The sequence below is a fragment of the Bacteroides galacturonicus genome (genome assembly GCF_003096855.1).
In the GTDB taxonomy this organism is placed as follows: domain Bacteria; phylum Bacillota; class Clostridia; order Lachnospirales; family Lachnospiraceae; genus Lachnospira; species Lachnospira rogosae.
The window spans coordinates 225212-244123 of the sequence record NZ_QEOA01000002.1 but is presented as its reverse complement, the minus strand read 5'-3'; the positions used below and the strand labels follow the sequence as shown (position 1 = coordinate 244123).

Annotated in this window: 16 protein-coding genes; 11 read left to right on the top strand and 5 right to left on the bottom strand. The window is 35.5% G+C overall.

Going from position 1 to position 18912, the window contains the following annotated elements:
• Window positions 1–179: 179 nt before the first annotated feature.
• The 3 genes from bilR to C7390_RS01165 are packed head-to-tail and all read right to left on the bottom strand — an operon-like array spanning window position 180 to window position 4300.
• Window positions 180–2114 carry a bilirubin reductase, long form gene (gene bilR, locus C7390_RS01175; RefSeq protein ID WP_116443433.1) on the bottom strand — a complete coding sequence of 645 codons (1935 nt, stop codon included), beginning with the start codon at window positions 2112–2114 and terminating at the stop codon, window positions 180–182.
• Between the two features lie 29 nt (window positions 2115–2143).
• A complete protein-coding gene (locus tag C7390_RS01170; RefSeq protein WP_055174630.1) occupies window positions 2144–2896 on the bottom strand; it encodes an alpha/beta hydrolase in 753 nt (250 codons plus the stop codon).
• A gap of 24 nt (window positions 2897–2920) precedes the next feature.
• Window positions 2921–4300, bottom strand: coding sequence for an MFS transporter (locus C7390_RS01165; protein WP_055174632.1), 1380 nt, complete (start codon window positions 4298–4300; stop codon window positions 2921–2923).
• 192 nt (window positions 4301–4492) lie between these two features.
• Between C7390_RS01165 and C7390_RS01160 the strand changes: the two genes are divergently transcribed.
• Window positions 4493–5314, top strand: a complete 822-nt coding sequence (locus tag C7390_RS01160; protein ID WP_318256001.1) for a helix-turn-helix domain-containing protein — start codon at window positions 4493–4495, stop codon at window positions 5312–5314.
• 112 nt (window positions 5315–5426) lie between these two features.
• On the opposite strand, the gene C7390_RS13510 is transcribed toward C7390_RS01160, so the two are convergent.
• Together C7390_RS13510 and C7390_RS01150 are read right to left on the bottom strand one after the other, a co-directional pair.
• Window positions 5427–5702, bottom strand: coding sequence for a hypothetical protein (locus C7390_RS13510; RefSeq protein WP_318295456.1), 276 nt, complete (start codon window positions 5700–5702; stop codon window positions 5427–5429).
• Between the two features lie 393 nt (window positions 5703–6095).
• The gene (locus C7390_RS01150; RefSeq protein ID WP_022501836.1) at window positions 6096–7391 is read right to left on the bottom strand and encodes a glycosyltransferase family 2 protein; all 1296 of its coding nucleotides are present in this window, start codon (window positions 7389–7391) and stop codon (window positions 6096–6098) included.
• A gap of 215 nt (window positions 7392–7606) precedes the next feature.
• Here C7390_RS01150 and C7390_RS01145 point away from each other — a divergent pair, with 215 nt between their 5' ends.
• The 10 genes from C7390_RS01145 (at window position 7607) to C7390_RS01100 (ending at window position 18682) form a co-directional block, all read left to right on the top strand.
• Window positions 7607–8914 (top strand): ATP-binding protein, encoded by a 1308-nt coding sequence (locus C7390_RS01145; RefSeq protein WP_022501835.1) that lies wholly within the window; start codon window positions 7607–7609, stop codon window positions 8912–8914.
• A gap of 212 nt (window positions 8915–9126) precedes the next feature.
• The gene (gene ruvA, locus C7390_RS01140) at window positions 9127–9750 is read left to right on the top strand and encodes a Holliday junction branch migration protein RuvA (RefSeq protein WP_116443432.1); all 624 of its coding nucleotides are present in this window, start codon (window positions 9127–9129) and stop codon (window positions 9748–9750) included.
• 98 nt (window positions 9751–9848) lie between these two features.
• On the top strand, window positions 9849–10847 hold the full coding sequence (gene ruvB / locus C7390_RS01135) for a Holliday junction branch migration DNA helicase RuvB (protein WP_055174640.1): 999 nt from the start codon (window positions 9849–9851) through the stop codon (window positions 10845–10847).
• Between the two features lie 50 nt (window positions 10848–10897).
• Window positions 10898–11305, top strand: a complete 408-nt coding sequence (locus C7390_RS01130) for a cell division protein ZapA (RefSeq protein WP_022501832.1) — start codon at window positions 10898–10900, stop codon at window positions 11303–11305.
• Between the two features lie 83 nt (window positions 11306–11388).
• Window positions 11389–13911: a peptidase U32 family protein gene (locus C7390_RS01125; RefSeq protein WP_116443431.1), complete on the top strand. Its 2523-nt coding sequence runs from the start codon at window positions 11389–11391 to the stop codon at window positions 13909–13911.
• 2 nt (window positions 13912–13913) lie between these two features.
• A complete protein-coding gene (locus tag C7390_RS01120; protein WP_116443430.1) occupies window positions 13914–15293 on the top strand; it encodes an FtsW/RodA/SpoVE family cell cycle protein in 1380 nt (459 codons plus the stop codon).
• A complete protein-coding gene (locus tag C7390_RS01115) occupies window positions 15217–16734 on the top strand; it encodes a penicillin-binding transpeptidase domain-containing protein (protein ID WP_318255807.1) in 1518 nt (505 codons plus the stop codon). The genes C7390_RS01120 and C7390_RS01115 overlap by 77 nt, the downstream gene beginning before the upstream one ends.
• Window positions 16735–16882: 148 nt before the next feature.
• Window positions 16883–17317 carry an NUDIX hydrolase gene (locus tag C7390_RS01110; protein ID WP_116443429.1) on the top strand — a complete coding sequence of 145 codons (435 nt, stop codon included), beginning with the start codon at window positions 16883–16885 and terminating at the stop codon, window positions 17315–17317.
• A gap of 3 nt (window positions 17318–17320) precedes the next feature.
• Complete coding sequence (locus tag C7390_RS01105; protein WP_116443428.1) at window positions 17321–18265, top strand: lytic transglycosylase domain-containing protein; 945 nt, start codon at window positions 17321–17323, stop codon at window positions 18263–18265.
• Between the two features lie 93 nt (window positions 18266–18358).
• A complete protein-coding gene (locus tag C7390_RS01100) occupies window positions 18359–18682 on the top strand; it encodes a leucine-rich repeat protein (RefSeq protein WP_022501826.1) in 324 nt (107 codons plus the stop codon).
• Window positions 18683–18912 lie beyond the last annotated feature (230 nt).

Genomic DNA, 18912 nt, shown 5'->3' with positions numbered 1-18912 from the left:
GTTACTATTTATTAAAATGAATGGGATGTTCCAAAAATTGGCGTACTTTAATAAACCTATACGGGTTTTAAAGATTTTTATTTTGATATTTCTAAATTCAGGCACTTTTTAAAAAGAAGGGGCATCGCACTAATTTCTTAGTGCGACAGCCCCTTTGTGGTAATAGGGTAATTAATAATTTATATTTCACATGCTACATCATATGCTGATTTAATAGCATGCTCAATATTACTTGGACGTTCTCCAGCACAATCACCAATATAGTGAAGTGGAAGAGGACAATCAGAAAGCTCTGGAAGGTTCTTTCTTGCACCAACAGCCATTACAACAAAGTCTGAAGCAATTTCTTCTGTTGATGTATTGTCGTCTACTGTTTTTTCAACAACTACAGAATCATCTTTAATTTCTGATAATTTTGCAGATGTTACTATTTGAACATTATAATGCTCTAATTCCCTCATTAGAGTAGGTAAAATAGTGTTACTTTCTTCTTTTGCAATCTGATCCATCATTTCAATAATTGTAACCTTACATCCGCGTGAAGCCAGATATTCAGCGGTTTCAACACCTACAAGACCACCACCGATTACAGAAACATTACCGAATACGATTTCTTTCTTGGCAAGTACATCCCATGCACTTGCTACAGTTGGAAGATCTTTGCCAGGAACAGGGATTATTGCATTGTTTGCTCCTGTTGCCACAATTACTTCATCGAATGAATTATAATCTTGGGATGTGAATTCCTGACCAAGCCTGAATGTTACATCCAATTCAGGAAGTACATTTGTATAATAATTAATGCTTCTCATCATTTCTTCTTTTCTTGGAGGTACACTAGCAATAAGTAACTGACCACCAATCTGAAGTGATTTCTCAAAAATGGTTACACTATGACCTCTTAATGCAGCAACACGTGCAGCTTCAAGTCCAGCGATACCAGCACCAATAATAGCTATTTTCTTTGATGATGCTGCAGGAGTTATATGTCGTGTTGCTTCGTAACCGTTTTCAGCATTAAGTACACAACTTAAGAAAGCACGATTCTGAATATTATCTGTACATCCCTTATTGCACATCATACATGTTCTGACATTACAGCAATGTCCATCTGCGCATTTGTTTGCAAAGTCAGGGTCTGCGAGAAGAGAACGACCTAATCCAATGATATCAGCAGAACCATTTGCAATAACTGCTTCGGCAGCTTCTGGTGTAACGATACGGCCTACTACAGATACAGGAATAGATACAAGCTCTTTTATTTTTTTAGAATAAGAAACCATAAATCCGTATGGCTGTGTTCCCATGGCAGGGATTGTATCACCCATATTTCCAGTATGGTTAGCCTGTGCAACATGTAATGTGTCAACACCGCAAGCTTCTAATTCTTTAGCAAAAATGCAAGCTTCATCAAGTGGAAGACCACCTTTTCCTCTAAAACTATTTTCTCCAAGAGGAGTAACTATAGGAAGCTTGTAGTCGATAACCATGTCAGGTACAATTGTTTTTAATCTTTTTACGAGTGTTAATGCAAAACGTGTACGATTAGCCAGGTCACCGCCATATTCATCAGTTCTATGATTTAAAATAGGAGAGCAAAGAGAACCAACAAGACGGTCTCCATGTACTTCAATACAATCAACACCAGCTTCGTGTGCTAAGATAGCACAGTTTTCCATATGCTTTATTATTTCATCAAGTTCTTCTGCAGTTACTTCATTTACAAAGTGTTGCATATCATGGTGAAGTTTAGCTCTTGCTTCCTGCATTTTGCCCTGATGAAACATATCGTTTAAAGCTTTAACATTGTAGTCAGGATGGAATAACTGAATTCCAAGCTTTGCACCATTTTCATGACATACGTCAGCAAGTTTTTTGAAGCTTTGAACCTGCTCAGGTGAATAAAGCTTTGGTGTAGGAGAGAATGTTGGAAGTGGTGCAACATCTCCAATTACTATATATCCGACACCGCCTTTTGCGAGACGCTCGTAAAAACGAAAACTTTGTTCTCCAATTGAACCATCTTTTTCCTCATATCCTGTTGTAAGTGGTGGGAACATAATACGGTTTTTAAACTCAATATTTCCAACTTTTATAGACTCTAATAATTTCATTGTTCATACTTCCTTTCAAATTGAATATACTATTTAAGTGGTGTTAAAAACTCTAACATTAATTTGTCTAATTCTGCTCTTGCAAAAGCACTGGCAAAATTGTGATTAGCGCCTTCAATTGTTTTATAATTGCATTTTCCATTGTAAAGTGACTCATATCTATGGCATGTTGCATCATCTACCAAATCATCTGCAGTTCCTCTTATAAGGAGGACTGGTCCGTTGTATCCTTCTGCTGACGAGAATGGCTCATAATTAAATAAATCATGATTAAAAGATGTTGGGAAAGTGAGTCCTTCAATATCGGCCTTGGTGATCCCCTTAGCTTCCATGGCTTCAGCACGATCCTTACATCCAAACCACATTCCAGCACCTGGACACATAAGTATGAGAGCATAAGGATTAACAATAGGAGCGGCAGTAGCAGCTGCGTATCCTCCCATACTCTGACCAGATAAGATAATCTTATCTGGATTGGCAAAATCTTGTGTTTTAGTCCAGTTTATAATATCCTCGATATCGTGTAGGATACCTGTAAAGGTCATGTCCTCGAATTCACCATCACTTTCACCATTTCCGTATAAATCAAAACGGACACTGGCAAATCCATGTTCAGCTAATAATCTGGCTGTGTGCGTATAAATACTTTTGTAACCGCTTTTATTCCCTGTAAAGCCATGTACATTTACAATAGCAGGAAATCTTGTGCCATCTTCTGGAATGTTAACTATTCCGCGTAAGATGTGTCCATCACGGTTTGTGATTTCTACTTGTTTTGTCAATTTAAAATACCTCCATTTCTAATTTTATTCTGCAGTTGTAGCATTTCGCTTGTCAGCTAAATCCTGTAACATTTCAGCTGTTTTCTCTTTTGTAAGAGGATAGATAAATTTTAATACCAGAACAGCTAATAAATATCCTACAACATATAAACCTGTATATGTTTTCCAAAGATGTCCTGAGAATGCTTCATTCTGGACAGCTTCATTAACCTGGAATCCAGCAATTGCAAGTGCAAAACTACTCATACTTCCTGATACAGCATTAGCAAGTTTACGGAAGAATGTATATGCCGAATATACAATTCCTTCATTACGTTTTCCTGTCTGAAGTTCTTGATAATCAATTGCATCATTTACAAGTGCCCAAACTAATACTTGGAAACCACTTACTCCAAGATAGCAGATTCCGTTGATGATAATAAAGAGCAAAGGATTTTCAAGTGGGAAGAAGAATAAAATAGCATAAACAACAACTGAGAAAGTTGCACTGTACATAATCCATTCTTTCTTTCCAAATTTCTTAGCAACAAATTTTGTGCCTACGAATGCAATAAGTGACCAGAGTACACTTAGCATACCTGAAACTGCCATGATGGCAACATTTCCAAAATAATCGCGGAATAAATAAGTATTTAATCCGTTAACCATACCTGCTCCAACAATACCGATAAAGCTTGATAACATAACTCCGAGTAATGCTTTGTTTTTAGTAATATCTTTAATTACCTGGAAGTAGTTAAACTTTTCTTTTTTCTCAACAACTGGTTCTGTAATAATACGCTCTTTACACCAATGAGATGTAAACATAAGACAGATTAATCCAATAACTGCACAGATTGCTGACATAATAAGGAAATGGCTAGGTACTGGCTGGTTATCTTTATATAAGAATAATGGTCCAGCAATAACGATAACTGTCATAAAAATTGTACCGCCAAGACTTCTGAAACGAGAAAGGTCAGTACGTTGGTTAACATCATCAGTCATTACACTTGAAAGACTACCAAATGGAACGTTGACACATGTGTACATAATTTCGTAAACAATATATGTAATGAACATATAAGCAATACGTGCACCATAAGCGAAATTGCTTACGTTAACAAATCCTAATATACAGAGTACTGCAGTTGGAAAAGCAAAGAATTTAATCCAAGGAATAAATTTTCCTTTTCCTTTGTTTTTGTGGCTATCAACAAGTGCACCAATTAAAGGGTCATTTATAGCATCCCAAAACTTTGTAACAAGCATAAGGATTCCTACGTGTACTGGATTAACTTTTAATACCAGTGTATAAAAAATAGCAAGATACATGGCACGGAACTGCTCAGTACAGCAACATCCCAAATCGCCAAGAGTGTAACCAATTTTGTCCTTCATGGAAAAAGGTCTTGTTTCTTTCATGATAATTTACCTCCAAACATTTATATTGTTTTAGTAGCTACAATCTTATTATATTGGGGTTATGCTGATATCCATATACAAATATTGCTTGCAAACTACGAAAAATTGATATATTGTATATTTTGACGAAATGAACAAAAAATATAATAGGAAAGTGTACAAAATAGACATATGAAAAAGCAAGGCTACAAAATGGAATATTTGAAAATATTGGATAGTGCCCAGCGAAGCTTTGGGCAAAAGGAGAGCTATACAATTGTATTTATAGCTGGTGGGATAGGGTATATGCACCAGGAGGACGATAATATTGTATGTACTATGGAGGATTTGATATTTATTAAGCCAGGTAATAAAGTAAAGCTTGAATATCGTAAAAATAAGTATCCTCTTGAAGTTTATGTTCTTTATATAGGTGGAGAACTTTTAAGGAAATTGTCAGATGAAGAAACAAGACTTGATGAAGCGTTTGATTTTGTTCCGTATCAAGTTAAGATTGTTCATTCTGAGACTGAATCGGCTATGCTTATAAAGAATATATCAAAAAAGCTCTATTCGATGAATAATGAGCTGCCTAAATTTGCCCACTCATTATACGAGAAAAGCCTATTAACTATGATTCTTGTACTTGCACTTCGCTCATCTGTTCAGGATGATGTACAGATCAAGAAGAAGAAGAAAAAACACGTTGTAATGGATGATATTTTTATTTATATCAGAGAACATTTGACAGAAGATATCTCGTTGGAGCGCTTGGAAAATGAATTTTATATAAGCCGTTATCATATAGTAAGAGAGTTTAAAAAATTGACAGGTGAGACACCTCATTCATACATTGTAAAGAGCAAACTTGATTTATGCCGCCATTATATAGAGCAGGGGAAAAGTATTCATGAGGTATATGAGCTTGGTGGATTTGGAGGGTATAATCATTTTTTTAGAGCATTTAAGAAAGAATATGGTGTTACTCCAATGCAATATTACAAAGATTTAAAGATTGACAGGAATGAAAAGTAATGATTGTGTTTGTAGAATAAAGCAAATAAGGGGCTGTCGCTTTAACGATTGAAAATCGTTAGGGTACCAGCCTCTTTTTCCTATAAAAATACGATTTTTAAGTTACTATTTATTATTGAGTGTATTCTTTAAGTTTAGAAAGAGTTTCTTCTAATGCTTCAATACTTTTTTGTAATGGTGTTTTTCTTTTGCCTATACCATGCACGAATGTGATATTTCCAGCATTTTTGAGAGCATACAGCTTCTTGCGTAGTCTCTTTAAATGTTTGATTTTTATTACATTTCCATAAACTATTTTTATGTCATAGAGTTGTTCACATTCAGCTACAAAATCAGCTAATTTAATTAACAGTTTTGCCTGATTTTTTGTAACGGCTTTTTTCCACACGAAAGTATATTTATTGGCATTTGCCTCAATCTTGAAACTTCTGCGAGAATACGCTTAGAACAAGGGGCAAAATGAATGCTTCTGAATCGTGCAAGTGTTGCATGGTCAGGTGCAGAATGCCCTTCTAGAAGAAATATGAAATTGATATCTCTTTTGCAGTTTTCGAGTGGAAGTTTTAGTTGATATCCACTCTGATTTAAAGTATAATCTTTTTGTAATTTATTATGTAATAGCATACTAATATTTTACTATAAATCCCAGGTTTTTCGAAGCCTGGGATTTATTTTTTTAGATTATATACCGCCTTAACATAAAAGAAGGGGCATCGCACTAATTTCTTAGTGCGACAGCCCCTTTTTTTATATCATTATTTAGTTTAAATTTTTAATAGAATTACTGCTTATACTGTGTCATTGATAAATCATCAATAGTCTTAACAACAGTATGAGGAATTGGCTTCCATTCAACCTTCTTAAATAACGCTACAATTGAGATTGGAATATATGTAGCTATAAAGAGAGGAAAAGAGAAAAGATACATAATCTTCTTTCTTGCAGGTGCAAGAATCTTCTTCCACTCAGTTATTAAAGTTATAAGTCCTATTACTAAAAGCATCATATAGAAATTAAAGAAACCAAGTAAAATAGCCTGAACAGTTGGACCAGCAATCTGCTTGAATAATGTAGGATTAAGACCACCACATAATAATATTATTACATTAAGAAGTATTGTTCCAAGTGTAAATAAAGTAGCAGGTGCAAGTGTCATTATCATATCATAGCAGGATACGAACATTCTCTTTTCCTTGAACATTGTCCTGAATAAGTCTCTGCCATACTTAAATAATACCTGATAGAAGCCTTTTGTCCAACGCATACGCTGATTCCAAGACTGTTTAAATGTTGTTGGCTGTTCATCATAGAACATAGCATCTTCGCAATAACCAACCTTTTCGCCATCAAGAATATTAGTTACAGTAAATTCAATATCCTCTGTTAAAAGATTGCATTTCCAGCCGTGGTTCTTCTTGATAATAGAGCTGTCTACAAGATAGCCAGTTCCGGATACAGCACAGCTTGTCTTAATCATCATTCGTGGGTTGTTAAGATATTTAGCTTCTCTTATAAACCATAAAGAATAACCGGCTGTAATCCAGTTAGTGTCATAATTCTTAGAGTTACGATAGCTTGTGACAACTTTGTACCCACTGTCGAATACTTTGTTCATCTCTCTGACGTAATTGACATCGATAATATTATCTGCATCGAATACGAAATAACCGTCATAACAAGTGTAATCACCGCGTTCTTCACATATCTTATTAAAGACATAGTCCATAGCATAGCCTTTACCAATAAGTATATTGTTGAAACGCTCATAAACAATGGCACCGTGTTGTCTTGAAATCTCCGCAGTATTATCAGTACAGTTATCAGCTACTACGATAACATCAATAAGCTCTGAAGGATAATTCTGGTTCTTAATACTGTCAATTAAATTGCCGATAACGGCATTTTCATTACGTGCGGCAATAATAAATGCGTATTTGTGAAGTGTCTTAGCTTCGGTGTTGTAATTCTTTTTTTTCTTTTTACCAAGCAATGCGATAATAACGTATATTCCCTGATAACAATAGAAGATGGTCAATACAATATACACAAATGCGTTGATATCTGATACGATTTTCATTTGAAATCCTCACTAATCATTAAAAAATAAAAGCCTGTTAAAACTTTTACAAACTTTTGCAAAGTTCTTTACAGATTATATCATTAGTTCGTTAGCTGTCAATAGTTAATCGAACTAATATTTCTAAAAAAAGTGACAAAATTCGCTCTCAATGTGATATTATATGTGTTATTATATAAAAGTTACATATACACATTGGCGAAAGGAATACTAAAATGTATAAAGAAATATCTCAATTAATTATGTATGGAAATCTCGATAACAGTTCTATTTTATCATCAATGGCAGATATATTCAATCGTTTTGATAACAAATTATCATCAAAAGAAGAGCTGGTTACAGATATATATACTCAGGTAAAAAGAATTTTAGAAGTTGCAACAGATTATGGTTTCGATAAGAATTTATGGCAGAATTATCTTACATATTTTCTTATTACTAATGAGAATCCATTCAGCATTACCTGTGAAAAGGTAGGAGCTAATGACGGAAGTGTTAATGTATTTGCAAAGAATGACTTTAAAGTATTCTACAATCTTTTCCATTATGATTTTTCATTTATAGAGAAAGAACTCGGCATTGACTGTTTCTCTATAATCTCTGATTATAAGGCAATCGTTAAGAAGGAGCTGATGTATAATAAAAATGTAAGTGAAAAGGTTCAGGCATTAAGCGAAAAGCTTGCCAAAGCTGCTAATGCAGATGAATTCTTTGATATAGTTACAGAATTCTATAAAGCATATGGCGTAGGTATGTTCGGACTTAACAAGGCGTTCAGAATATCTGCAACAGAGAATGGAAAGCTTACATTTAACCCTATTAATAATATGGATAAGGTTGTATTAGATGATCTTATTGGATATGAGATACAAAAAAAGAAGCTTGTTGAGAATACAGAGAACTTTGTTCAGGGCAGAAAAGCCAATAATGCTCTTTTATTTGGTGACAGCGGAACTGGTAAGTCTACAAGTATCAAGGCTATCGTTAATGAATATTATGACCAGGGCTTAAGAATGATAGAGATATATAAGCATCAGTTTAAGGATTTATCAAATGTAATAGCGGCCATTAAGAACAGAAACTACAAGTTCATTATATATATGGATGATTTATCATTTGAAGAATTTGAGATTGAGTACAAGTTCTTAAAGGCAGTCATTGAGGGTGGCGTTGAAACTAAGCCTGACAATATTCTTATATATGCGACATCTAACAGAAGACATCTTATCAAAGAAACATGGAACGACAGAAATGATATGGAATCTTCTAACGGACTTCACAGATCAGATACGATTGAAGAAAAGATGTCGCTTGTTAATAGATTTGGGTGTCAGATAAGCTATTCTAAACCATCTAATAAGGAATATTATAATATTGTAATAGGACTTGCCAAGAAAAATGGACTTGATATGTCAGAAGAAGAACTTATGGCTGAGGCTAATAAGTGGGAATTAAGCCACGGAGGCATATCAGGAAGAACCGCACAGCAGTTTATTAACCATTGTCTTGGAATGCGGAAGTAATATTTATTTGTAAAAATTATGATATAATATGACTACTTCGTAGTCACTTAGAAGTTTCTTCGAAACTTCGGATGCGTGGAAAAGCAATGCAGGGCATATGACATAATGAGCACAAAAGTAATGATATTATAAAACAGCATTTTGAAAAATAGGATAAAAACAACAAAATAGAATCATAAATAGTATTTTAAATATAAGAGCGGAGAGTAATAATGTATTCATATATAATAGGTGAATTTGTTGAGATGACACCAGAAGGGATAGTTATAGAGAATAATGGGATTGGCTATGACATTAGGACATCGTCCCTTACAGCTGAAAATATCCCTAAATCAGGTGAATTTGTAAAGGTGTATACATATCTGCACGTAAGAGAAGACGATATGAGCCTGTATGGATTTCTTACAAGAGATGAACTTAACGTATTTAAATTATTAATAAATGTCAACGGAATAGGTCCTAAGGGGGCACTTGGAATATTATCAGCAATCAGCACAGATGATTTAAGATTTGCAGTACTGTCAGATGATGTTAATCTTATAAAGAGCTGTCCGGGTGTTGGTGCTAAGACAGCACAGAGGCTTATTATTGAACTTAAGGATAAGTTAAAGGTTGAGGAAGCCTTTGAGATGGCACTTAATAACAGAAATAAGGCAAATGCGGCAGCAGAGCAGGATAATTCTATTATTGTTATGAATGATGCTGTTGAGGCACTTGTATCACTTGGCTATAGCAGTAAGGATGCGATTAAGGCTGTCAAGAAGGTTGATGATATTGATAAGAAGAATTCAGAGGCAATACTTAAGGAGGCTCTTAAAAGCCTTGCAACTTTATAGGTAAAATAAAAGAATATTTGAATATAAGAGAGCATTTGATTATAAAATAGTGCTTAGTTATAAAAAGGGTATTTAATTATGAGGAGGTGAAATACAACGTGGAAAAAAGAATAATATCCACAGAAATCCTTACGGAAGATGCAAAGATAGAGAATTCGTTAAGACCATTAAAGCTTGATGATTATGTAGGACAGGAAAAGGTTAAAAGAAACCTTAAAGTATATATAAAGGCAGCAAAGGAGAGAGGAGATTCGCTAGACCATGTCTTATTTTATGGACCTCCTGGACTTGGTAAGACAACACTTGCTGGAATTATAGCTAATGAAATGGGAGTTAATATAAAGGTAACTTCTGGTCCGGCTATAGAGAAACCTGGAGAAATGGCAGCAATACTCAATAATCTTAGTGAGGGAGATATATTGTTCGTTGATGAGATACACAGACTTAACAGACAGGTTGAGGAAGTACTGTATCCAGCAATGGAAGATTATGAGATTGATATAATGATTGGAAAAGGTGCTACTGCAAGGTCGATAAGACTTGACCTTCCGCATTTTACTCTTGTTGGTGCAACGACAAGAGCAGGACTTTTATCTGCACCTTTAAGAGATAGATTTGGAGTTGTTAATCATCTTGAATTCTATAATTGTGATGAATTAAAGAAGATTATAGTAAGGTCAGCAGAGGTTCTTGGTGTTGATATTGATGATGATGGTGCATATGAGCTTGCAAGAAGATCAAGGGGAACACCACGACTTGCCAACAGATTATTAAAGAGGGTAAGGGATTTTGCACAGGTAAAATATGACGGTAATATAACTAAAGATGTTGCTGATTATGCACTTGACCTTTTAGATGTTGACAGGGACGGACTTGATAGGAATGACAGGCTTATTCTTTCTACAATTGTAGAGAAATTTGACGGAGGACCTGTTGGAATAGAGACACTTGCGGCTTCTATTGGTGAAGATTCGGGAACGCTTGAAGATGTATATGAGCCATATCTTATACAGAATGATTATATTAACAGGACACCTAGAGGAAGAGTTGCAACAAAGAAAGCATATGATAATCTTGGTATTGAACTAAGAGAGTAGATATTGTATACTTACTATATATTATTGTTAAGCAGGTCAGGAGGATGCAGATGTCATCAAAGAATACAACAGAGGTAATCATAGGTGGAAAAGTATTTACTTTGGGAGGATATGAAAGTGAAGAATATCTTCAGAAGATAGCATCATATATTAATAATAAACTTGCTGAGTTCGGTAAAGACGAGAATTTTAGAAAGCAGTCAGCAGAGATAAGAGCTAATCTTATGTATCTTAATGTTGCCGATGATTATTTTAAGGCAAAGAAGCTTGGTGATGGTTTATCTTTAGAGATTGAGAATAAAGATAAGGAAATCTATGACCTTAAGCACGAACTTATTGCAGCACAGATAAAGTCTGAGTCTGCTGATAAGCAGATTGAGGAATTGAAGGGTAACATAGAGAAGCTTCAAAATACCATTGTAAAGCTTGAAACAGAACTTAATGATTCAAAGAAATAATTATATTTAGCGGGGCTGGGGACAATGTGCTACAGTCCCGATTTGATTAATAAGTATTATAGAATGAGGATAAATGATATATTATGGAATTAACACATGGTAACAACTACAACAGAATAGAAGTTCTTGCACCAGCAGGTTCTCTTGAAATATGTAAGGCTGTTATTAATGCAGGGGCAGATGCGGTGTATCTTGGAGGAGATATGTTCGGTGCAAGGGCATACGCAGGCAATCTTAATAATGAAGAGATGCTTGAAGCACTTGACTATGCACATAGAGCTGGGTGCAGAATATATCTTACAGTTAATACACTTCTTAAGCACAAAGAGATAGAAGGACAATTGATTTCATATATAAGACCATTTTATGAACACGGACTTGATGCGGTTATTGTTCAGGATTTAGGAGTTATGCGGCTTATAAAGAAGCATTTTCCAGATATGGACATACACGCAAGCACACAGATGACACAGACAGGCAGTCTTGGTGCTAAGCTTCTGTGGGATATGGGTGCAGAGCGTGTTGTCACTTCAAGAGAGATGACATTAACTGAGATTGCACAGCTTCATAAAGATTGTCCGGATATGGAGATTGAAAGCTTTGTTCATGGTGCTATGTGTTATTGTTACTCGGGACAATGTCTTATGAGCAGTTTCAGAGGTGGAAGAAGCGGCAACAGGGGAAGATGTGCACAGCCCTGCAGGCTTTCTTATAAAGTATATGATAATGACTGTCAGATTAACGACAAAGATAATTCCTTTGCATTAAGTCCTAAAGATATGTGTGCCCTGCCTATACTTCCAGATATAATAGAAGCTGGTGTGTATTCGTTAAAGATAGAAGGAAGAATGAAAAATGTGACCTATGCCGCATATGTTACTTCTATATATAGGCATTATGTTGACGAGTACATTAAATATGGAAGAAAAGGCTATAAAATAACTAAGAAAGATATAGATAATCTATGTGATATATATAACCGAGGCTCTTTTACGACAGGGTTTTATAACAGCAAGAAGGGTAAGGAGATGATGTCGTATGAACGTCCTAATCATAGGGGGAGCGAAGCATTAAAGGTTGTTAGCAATGATAAGGGAAGAGTTACATTTAAAGCATTAAAGGATATCAATCCACAGGATGTATTCGAGATTGACAAGGAACACAGCTTTGAGAGTGGCTCGTTTGTTAAGGCGGGTAATACTTTAGTGGTCAATCTTCCAAGAAAATATAATCTGTACAAGGACAGAATTATTAACAGAATGAAGAATTCTTCTCTTGAAAGACTTGTAAAAGAAAAGTATGTGCAGACAAGCTTTGAAAGAGATATTGATATGTATATGGAGGCTGTGAAAGGCTCACCATTAAGTCTTACCGCTGTGACTGGTCAATTCAGTGCAAGCATATCAGGCAGTGAGGTGACTAAAGCTTTAAAACAGCCAGCCGATTACGAAGATGTTAAGAGCAAGCTTATAATGACAGGTAACACCGGATATAAAGTGTCTGGCATAGAACTTCATATGGATAATGATGTGTTCTTATCGGTTGGAGAATTAAAGAAGCTAAGAAGAGAAGTTATAGCACAGCTTGATAATAATATATTAAGTTCATATTGCAGGACATATAAAGAGCCGGACGATAGTATAATAAATCCCTGCTGTATGACATATAACGAGCAGGATAATAGCATATTAAGTTCGGATTGTGATGCACATAATGAGTATCACAATAATTGCACAGGTATTGAAAGCCAATATAATGATGTGTCAGATAATGCTGGCAAGATGTTATGTACAGTATATTGTCATTCCTTTGATATTGTCAGCTCGGTGATTGATATAGTCAACAGTCCTGATAATAAGCTTGATATTGTAGTTGGAAGAATATATCTTGATTTTGGAATGTATTACAGCGACCGGCAGAGATTTATTAAAGCGTGTGAAAAAATTAACAAAATGAGAATTAAGCTGTTTATAGCACTTCCTTATATTCTTGAACAGAGCAGGGCAAGACAGCTTTCGGCTATGCTTGATGATATAGAACATAATACTGGAATAATAGATGGCTATCTTGTAAGAAATATTGAAGAAATCGGACTTATAGGAAGCAGAAAGTCTAAAGTTAAAGATATAATTACTGATACAGGACTGTATGTATTTAATAAGTATGCAGGTTATGAATTGAAAGATATTGCTGATAAGGCGGGGGTAAGGCTGCTATCCCACACACTTCCGCTTGAGCTTAATAATTCTGAGTTACAGGATACTCTGACTGCTGGAAGTGAGATTATTGTGTATGGAAAAATACCTGCTATGGTATCTAAATCGTGTGTTAGAAAGACTTATGGAATATGTGATAAGAAGTGTAGTACAACTCTTTTAAAGCAGGGTAGTGATGTAAGCTACATAGTTGAGAGCGTATGCAGTTATTGTTACACAGTGACGTGGGCAGGCACATTTGATTTAACAGAAGAACTTAAAAGAAATGACCTTGGTGTTAGGTCGTTAAGATTTGAGTTCATAGATGAAGATACTTTTACAATAAAGAAAGCTTTAAGCTTTGAGGGGGTATCGCCATATAAGGGACATTTCTATAGAGGAGTCAATTAATTATGCAGACAGTTTGTTTGGAATTATCAAAATATGTACTTGCATTTCTTATGGCTTTCTATGCACTCGCGGCATACAGGGGTGCAGTAATAAGAAATGAAGATAAAAGAAAAAAGATATACCGGATACAGAATGTTATAATGGTAATTGTACATTTTACTGGTTATCTTATAATGTATGTTGTGTATGATGATATGAATTATATATATCTGTATTTTGCACAGCTGGTATATCTTGGTGCAGTTATTATGCTTTATATGGTATTTTATCCTAAAGCATCAAGACTGCTCGTCAATAATATGTGTATGCTGATGGCGGTTGGCTTTGTTATGATAGCAAGATTAAGCTATACCAAATGCGTAAAGCAGTTTGCTATAGCGGTTGCAGGCACATTGCTTACGCTTGCCATTCCGTGGTTGTTAAAGACTGTGAAAAGCTTCAGAAAGATGGGATGGATATATTGTGGCACAGGACTTGTGCTTCTGCTGGCAGTTCTTCTTGGCAATAAGATATATGGAGCTAATCTTGTTCTTACAATAGGACCTGTGTCAGTACAGCCGGCAGAATTCGTAAAGATATTATATGTAATGTTTGTAGCTTCGATGTTTAATAAAGCAACAACATTCAGACAGACTGCTGTAGTTACAGCATTTGCCGCACTTCATGTTATAATACTTGTGCTGTCAACAGATCTTGGAGCAGCACTTATATTTTTCGTGGTCTATATTGCTATGCTTTATATTGCAACCAAGAATGTGTTATATGCAGGTGCAGGCATTATGGGTGGAGGAGTTGCAGGTGTTATCGCCTATAAGCTTTTCTCTCATGTAAGAAAAAGAGTTATAATATGGAAAGATCCGTGGAGCCATATTGATGATAGTGGTTATCAGGTATGCCAGTCGCTGTTTTCAATAGGAATGGGTTCGTGGTTTGGATATGGTTTTTGCCAGGGTATGCCGGATAAAATTCCTGTTGCAGAAAAGGATTTTATGTTCTCAGCTATTTCAGAGGAGTTTGGATTAATATTTGCTATATCGTTATTACTGGTATGCCTTAATAATCTTATACTTATGATGAACATTGCATCAAGATGTAAGACATTGTTTTACAGGCTTGTTGCAGTTGGACTTGGAGTTACATATGGCTTTCAGGTGTTCCTTACAGTTGGAGGAGCAATAAAGCTTATTCCGATGACTGGTGTAACACTGCCGTTCGTAAGTTATGGAGGAAGCTCTATAATAAGTTCGTTAGTGATGTTTGCACTGATTAATGGAATGTATAATATGAGACTTGATGAAAGCGAGTATGAAGATGACAGAAAAGGTAAAAATGCAAAAAAACAATCAACAGCAAAAACAACGCCGAAGAAACATCAGGCGTAAAGAAAAAGAAACGGATATTGTAGAAGGAAGTAAAAAAGGCCTTAGAAACAGGGAAACTAATATAATATCTTTTGTGTTTATAGGCTTATTTGCAATTATGATAGTATATCTTTGTGTATTTAATATCAAAGATGCCAAAGATGTTATTAACAATCCATATAATAAAAGAATAGATAATCAGGCTGATAAGGTTGTGAGAGGCGATATATATGCTTCTGATGGAACAGTGCTTGCAACGACTGATACAGCTGATGATGGTACAGAGACAAGAGTGTATCCACAGAAAAAGCTTTTTGGCCACGTCATAGGATATAATTCCAAGACGAAGATGGGAATTGAGTCAACAGAGAATTATTATCTGTTATCTGAGACGGATAATATATTTGATCAGATATCCAATGATTTAACAGGCGATAAGGCAAAGGGACATAATGTGTATACAACACTGGATACAACCTTGCAGAAAGCAGCATATAAGGCGCTTGGCAGTAACAAAGGTGCTGTGATAGTTATGGAAAGTTCTACAGGAAAGATACTGGCAATGGTTTCCAAGCCTGATTTTGACCCTAATCTGGTAGATAAAGATTACGATAAATGGATTAATTATGATAGTTCTGAGTCAGTTCTTTTAAACAGGGCGACACAAGGATTGTATGCACCGGGTTCAACCTTTAAGATACTTACAACACTTGAGTATATAAGGGAAAATGGTACAGATAATTCATTTATGTATGTATGTGACGGAAGTGATTATGAGGAAGGCGGAACAACAATTCCCTGTGCAGATGGAAAAGCACATGGAAAGCAAGATCTTGTAGATGCTTTTGCTAATTCCTGTAATTCAGCCTTTTCGCATATAGGTGCAGGACTTAAGCTCACCTCATTTAAGAATCTATGCACCTCATTTTTATTTAATAAGAATATACCGGTCGCATTTGAATATAATAAAAGTTCATTTGCACTGAGTGAGGAGTCAGGCATAAGTGAAGCACAGGAAACTGCAATTGGACAAGGAAAAACTATGATAAGTCCACTCCATAATCTTATGATAGCTGCAACAGTGGCTAATGATGGTACGATGATGACACCATATCTGGTTGACAGAATAGAAGATGCTTATGGCAGAGTAGTAAAACAGAATAAACCAACAGTTATTGACAAGCTTATGACAAGTGACGAAGCACAGTATCTTACAGAATGTATGGAAGAGGTTGTTGATTCAGGTACAGGTGGTTCAATGAGATGGTCATCGTATAATGCTGCTGGTAAGACCGGCTCGGCACAATACGATAATAGTGATAATGTACATTCGTGGTTTGTTGGATTTGCTCCGGCAGAGACACCAGAGATTGTAGTAAGTGTTGTGCTTGAGGGTGGCTATTCAGGTGTATCAAGTGCACAATATATAGCGAAGGCTGTATTTGATGCGTATTTTCAATAATATGTTAATATGTTTGACAGGAGCTTATTTGTTGATGACGTCATATATATAAGAGATTGCGAAAAATGTCAGAAAACAGCACGCTATGTCAAACATTTAGCCTTGATAAAAAAATATCAGCATTGTATAATGGATTGGAGGAAACGATATGTCAGAAGCAGTAAGCTGTGGAGGAGTAGTAATATTCAGAGGCAAAGTTCTTGTATTATATAAGAATTTTATGAATTCACGAGATGGCTGGGTACTTCCAAAGGGGACAGTCGAAAAGGGAGAAACTTATGAACAGACAGCTGTGCGTGAAGTGAATGAGGAGACAGGTGCTGATGTAAGAATAAGAGCTTACATTGGCAGTACGAATTATTCATTTAAGGCTGGACACAAGAATATCGATAAGATTGTTCACTGGTATCTGTGTGAAGCCGATAGCTATGACTGTGTGCCTCAGAAAGAAGAATATTTTTACGATGCAGGTTACTATAAGTATCACGAGGCGTATCATCTTCTGGAATATCCGAATGAGAAACAGATACTTTCAGATGCTTATACAATGTATAGACAATTAAGAAAAGAAGGAAACTGGTGAGTAATGGTAGTAGATTCAGTTAATATGTTAGATGGTAATGTATATCTTGTAAGTCAGGGAGATAATATTAAACCGGCTGGTGCAACTGATTTTGATAATGTAATTAACAACATAAGTTCAGGAAGCGAGTCATTAGATGATATATTTAATGAAGTATCCAATGAATATGGTGTCAATGTTAACCTGTTAAAGGCGGTTGCAAAGGCAGAGTCGGATTTTGATACAGAAGCAGTATCATATTGTGGGGCACAGGGGATTATGCAGCTTATGCCGACAACGGCAGAATCGTTAGGCGTTGAAGATCCATTTGATGCAAGACAGAATATTACAGGTGGAGCGAAGATGCTTGCGTATCTTTTAGATGATTACAATGGTAATGTTACACTTGCCCTTGCTGCATATAATGCTGGAAGTGGTTCTGTAAGCAAATATGGTGGAGTTCCTCCATATAAAGAGACATTAGGATATATAGACAGAATTAATGATATATTAGGTGGAGCACTTTCTTCTGATTCAACAACAATTGATGGAGCTGGTGCTACAGATCTTTCACAGAGTATATGTGTTGGCGATACAGGAATAATGGTTGATTCCCGGAATAACAGCCAGCAGGGAGAGAATAACCAGGAGCTTTCAGCACTTAGAAACCAGATAACAGCTAATAAGTACAATATATCTGATGCAGTATTAAAGAGCCGTGCATCATCAGGAACAAGCAGTTCCAATGTGCTGTTCAGCTATGATGATTACAAATATGTAATTAATACATATAAAGCAATATTATCAAAGCTGTTAGCGGTATCATCGACTATTAATACAAGTGATGATAGTAATACATATAATACAGCATACAATAATTACAGTGATGATAACAGTGCTTTAGGATACTATAAGAATGGTCTGCTTAGCACAAGTCAGTCAGTCCTTAAAATGCTTAATATGAATTAAAGATTATAACCAGCATTAACACTGCTGGTTTAAATAGACAGCGAACATTGCCGCTTTGCAATTGATAGCAATGTAGAATGTGAGGGAAAGATTATGAACAATAAAAGAATTAAGGTTACATTATACAACAGAACATATAAAGAGATAGATATGAGTGACTTTACTTGTCTTCCAGAAGAATTATTTGCTAATAGAGATGACATTGTGGAGGTTGTGCTTCCGGAAGGTGTTAAGGTTATAAGCAACAATGCTTTTGAGAACTGCCAGAGGCTGGAGAAAGTAGAATTTCCATCGACACTTGAAAGAATTGAAAGTGAAGCATTTCTTAACTGCTTTAATCTTAAGAGTGCACAGTATGGCAAAGATGTAAAGATTGACCCTACATCATTTAAGGGATGTGCTAATCTTACATATTAATTTGTGGTTTTAATATTAATAATATGGCAGGAGCGGTATATATGGCGTGTGAGGGAGAGGTGCACAGCCAGCAGATTACAGCTTCCTGCCATTTTGTATTAAATCAGGACAATGATAAGTTAGAATAACCGTACTTGACGAATTGTCATAACTAATATACAATTCAACGTGGAAAAATATATAAATTACATTCAATGAAATCTGTTAAAAGTACAGACTTTAATACGTAA

What these genes read in the sequence shown, in the direction of transcription:
- bilR (WP_116443433.1), bottom strand. Translation starts at nt 2,114, where the DNA reads ATGAAATTATTAGAGTCTATAAAAGTTGGAAATATTGAGTTTAAAAAC.
- C7390_RS01165 (WP_055174632.1), bottom strand. Translation starts at nt 4,300, where the DNA reads ATGAAAGAAACAAGACCTTTTTCCATGAAGGACAAAATTGGTTACACT.
- C7390_RS01160 (WP_318256001.1), top strand. Translation starts at nt 4,493, where the DNA reads ATGGAATATTTGAAAATATTGGATAGTGCCCAGCGAAGCTTTGGGCAA.
- C7390_RS01150 (WP_022501836.1), bottom strand. Translation starts at nt 7,391, where the DNA reads ATGAAAATCGTATCAGATATCAACGCATTTGTGTATATTGTATTGACC.
- C7390_RS01145 (WP_022501835.1), top strand. Translation starts at nt 7,607, where the DNA reads ATGTATAAAGAAATATCTCAATTAATTATGTATGGAAATCTCGATAAC.
- ruvA (WP_116443432.1), top strand. Translation starts at nt 9,127, where the DNA reads ATGTATTCATATATAATAGGTGAATTTGTTGAGATGACACCAGAAGGG.
- C7390_RS01130 (WP_022501832.1), top strand. Translation starts at nt 10,898, where the DNA reads ATGTCATCAAAGAATACAACAGAGGTAATCATAGGTGGAAAAGTATTT.
- C7390_RS01125 (WP_116443431.1), top strand. Translation starts at nt 11,389, where the DNA reads ATGGAATTAACACATGGTAACAACTACAACAGAATAGAAGTTCTTGCA.
- C7390_RS01120 (WP_116443430.1), top strand. Translation starts at nt 13,914, where the DNA reads ATGCAGACAGTTTGTTTGGAATTATCAAAATATGTACTTGCATTTCTT.
- C7390_RS01115 (WP_318255807.1), top strand. Translation starts at nt 15,217, where the DNA reads ATGAAGATGACAGAAAAGGTAAAAATGCAAAAAAACAATCAACAGCAA.
- C7390_RS01110 (WP_116443429.1), top strand. Translation starts at nt 16,883, where the DNA reads ATGTCAGAAGCAGTAAGCTGTGGAGGAGTAGTAATATTCAGAGGCAAA.
- C7390_RS01105 (WP_116443428.1), top strand. Translation starts at nt 17,321, where the DNA reads ATGGTAGTAGATTCAGTTAATATGTTAGATGGTAATGTATATCTTGTA.
- C7390_RS01100 (WP_022501826.1), top strand. Translation starts at nt 18,359, where the DNA reads ATGAACAATAAAAGAATTAAGGTTACATTATACAACAGAACATATAAA.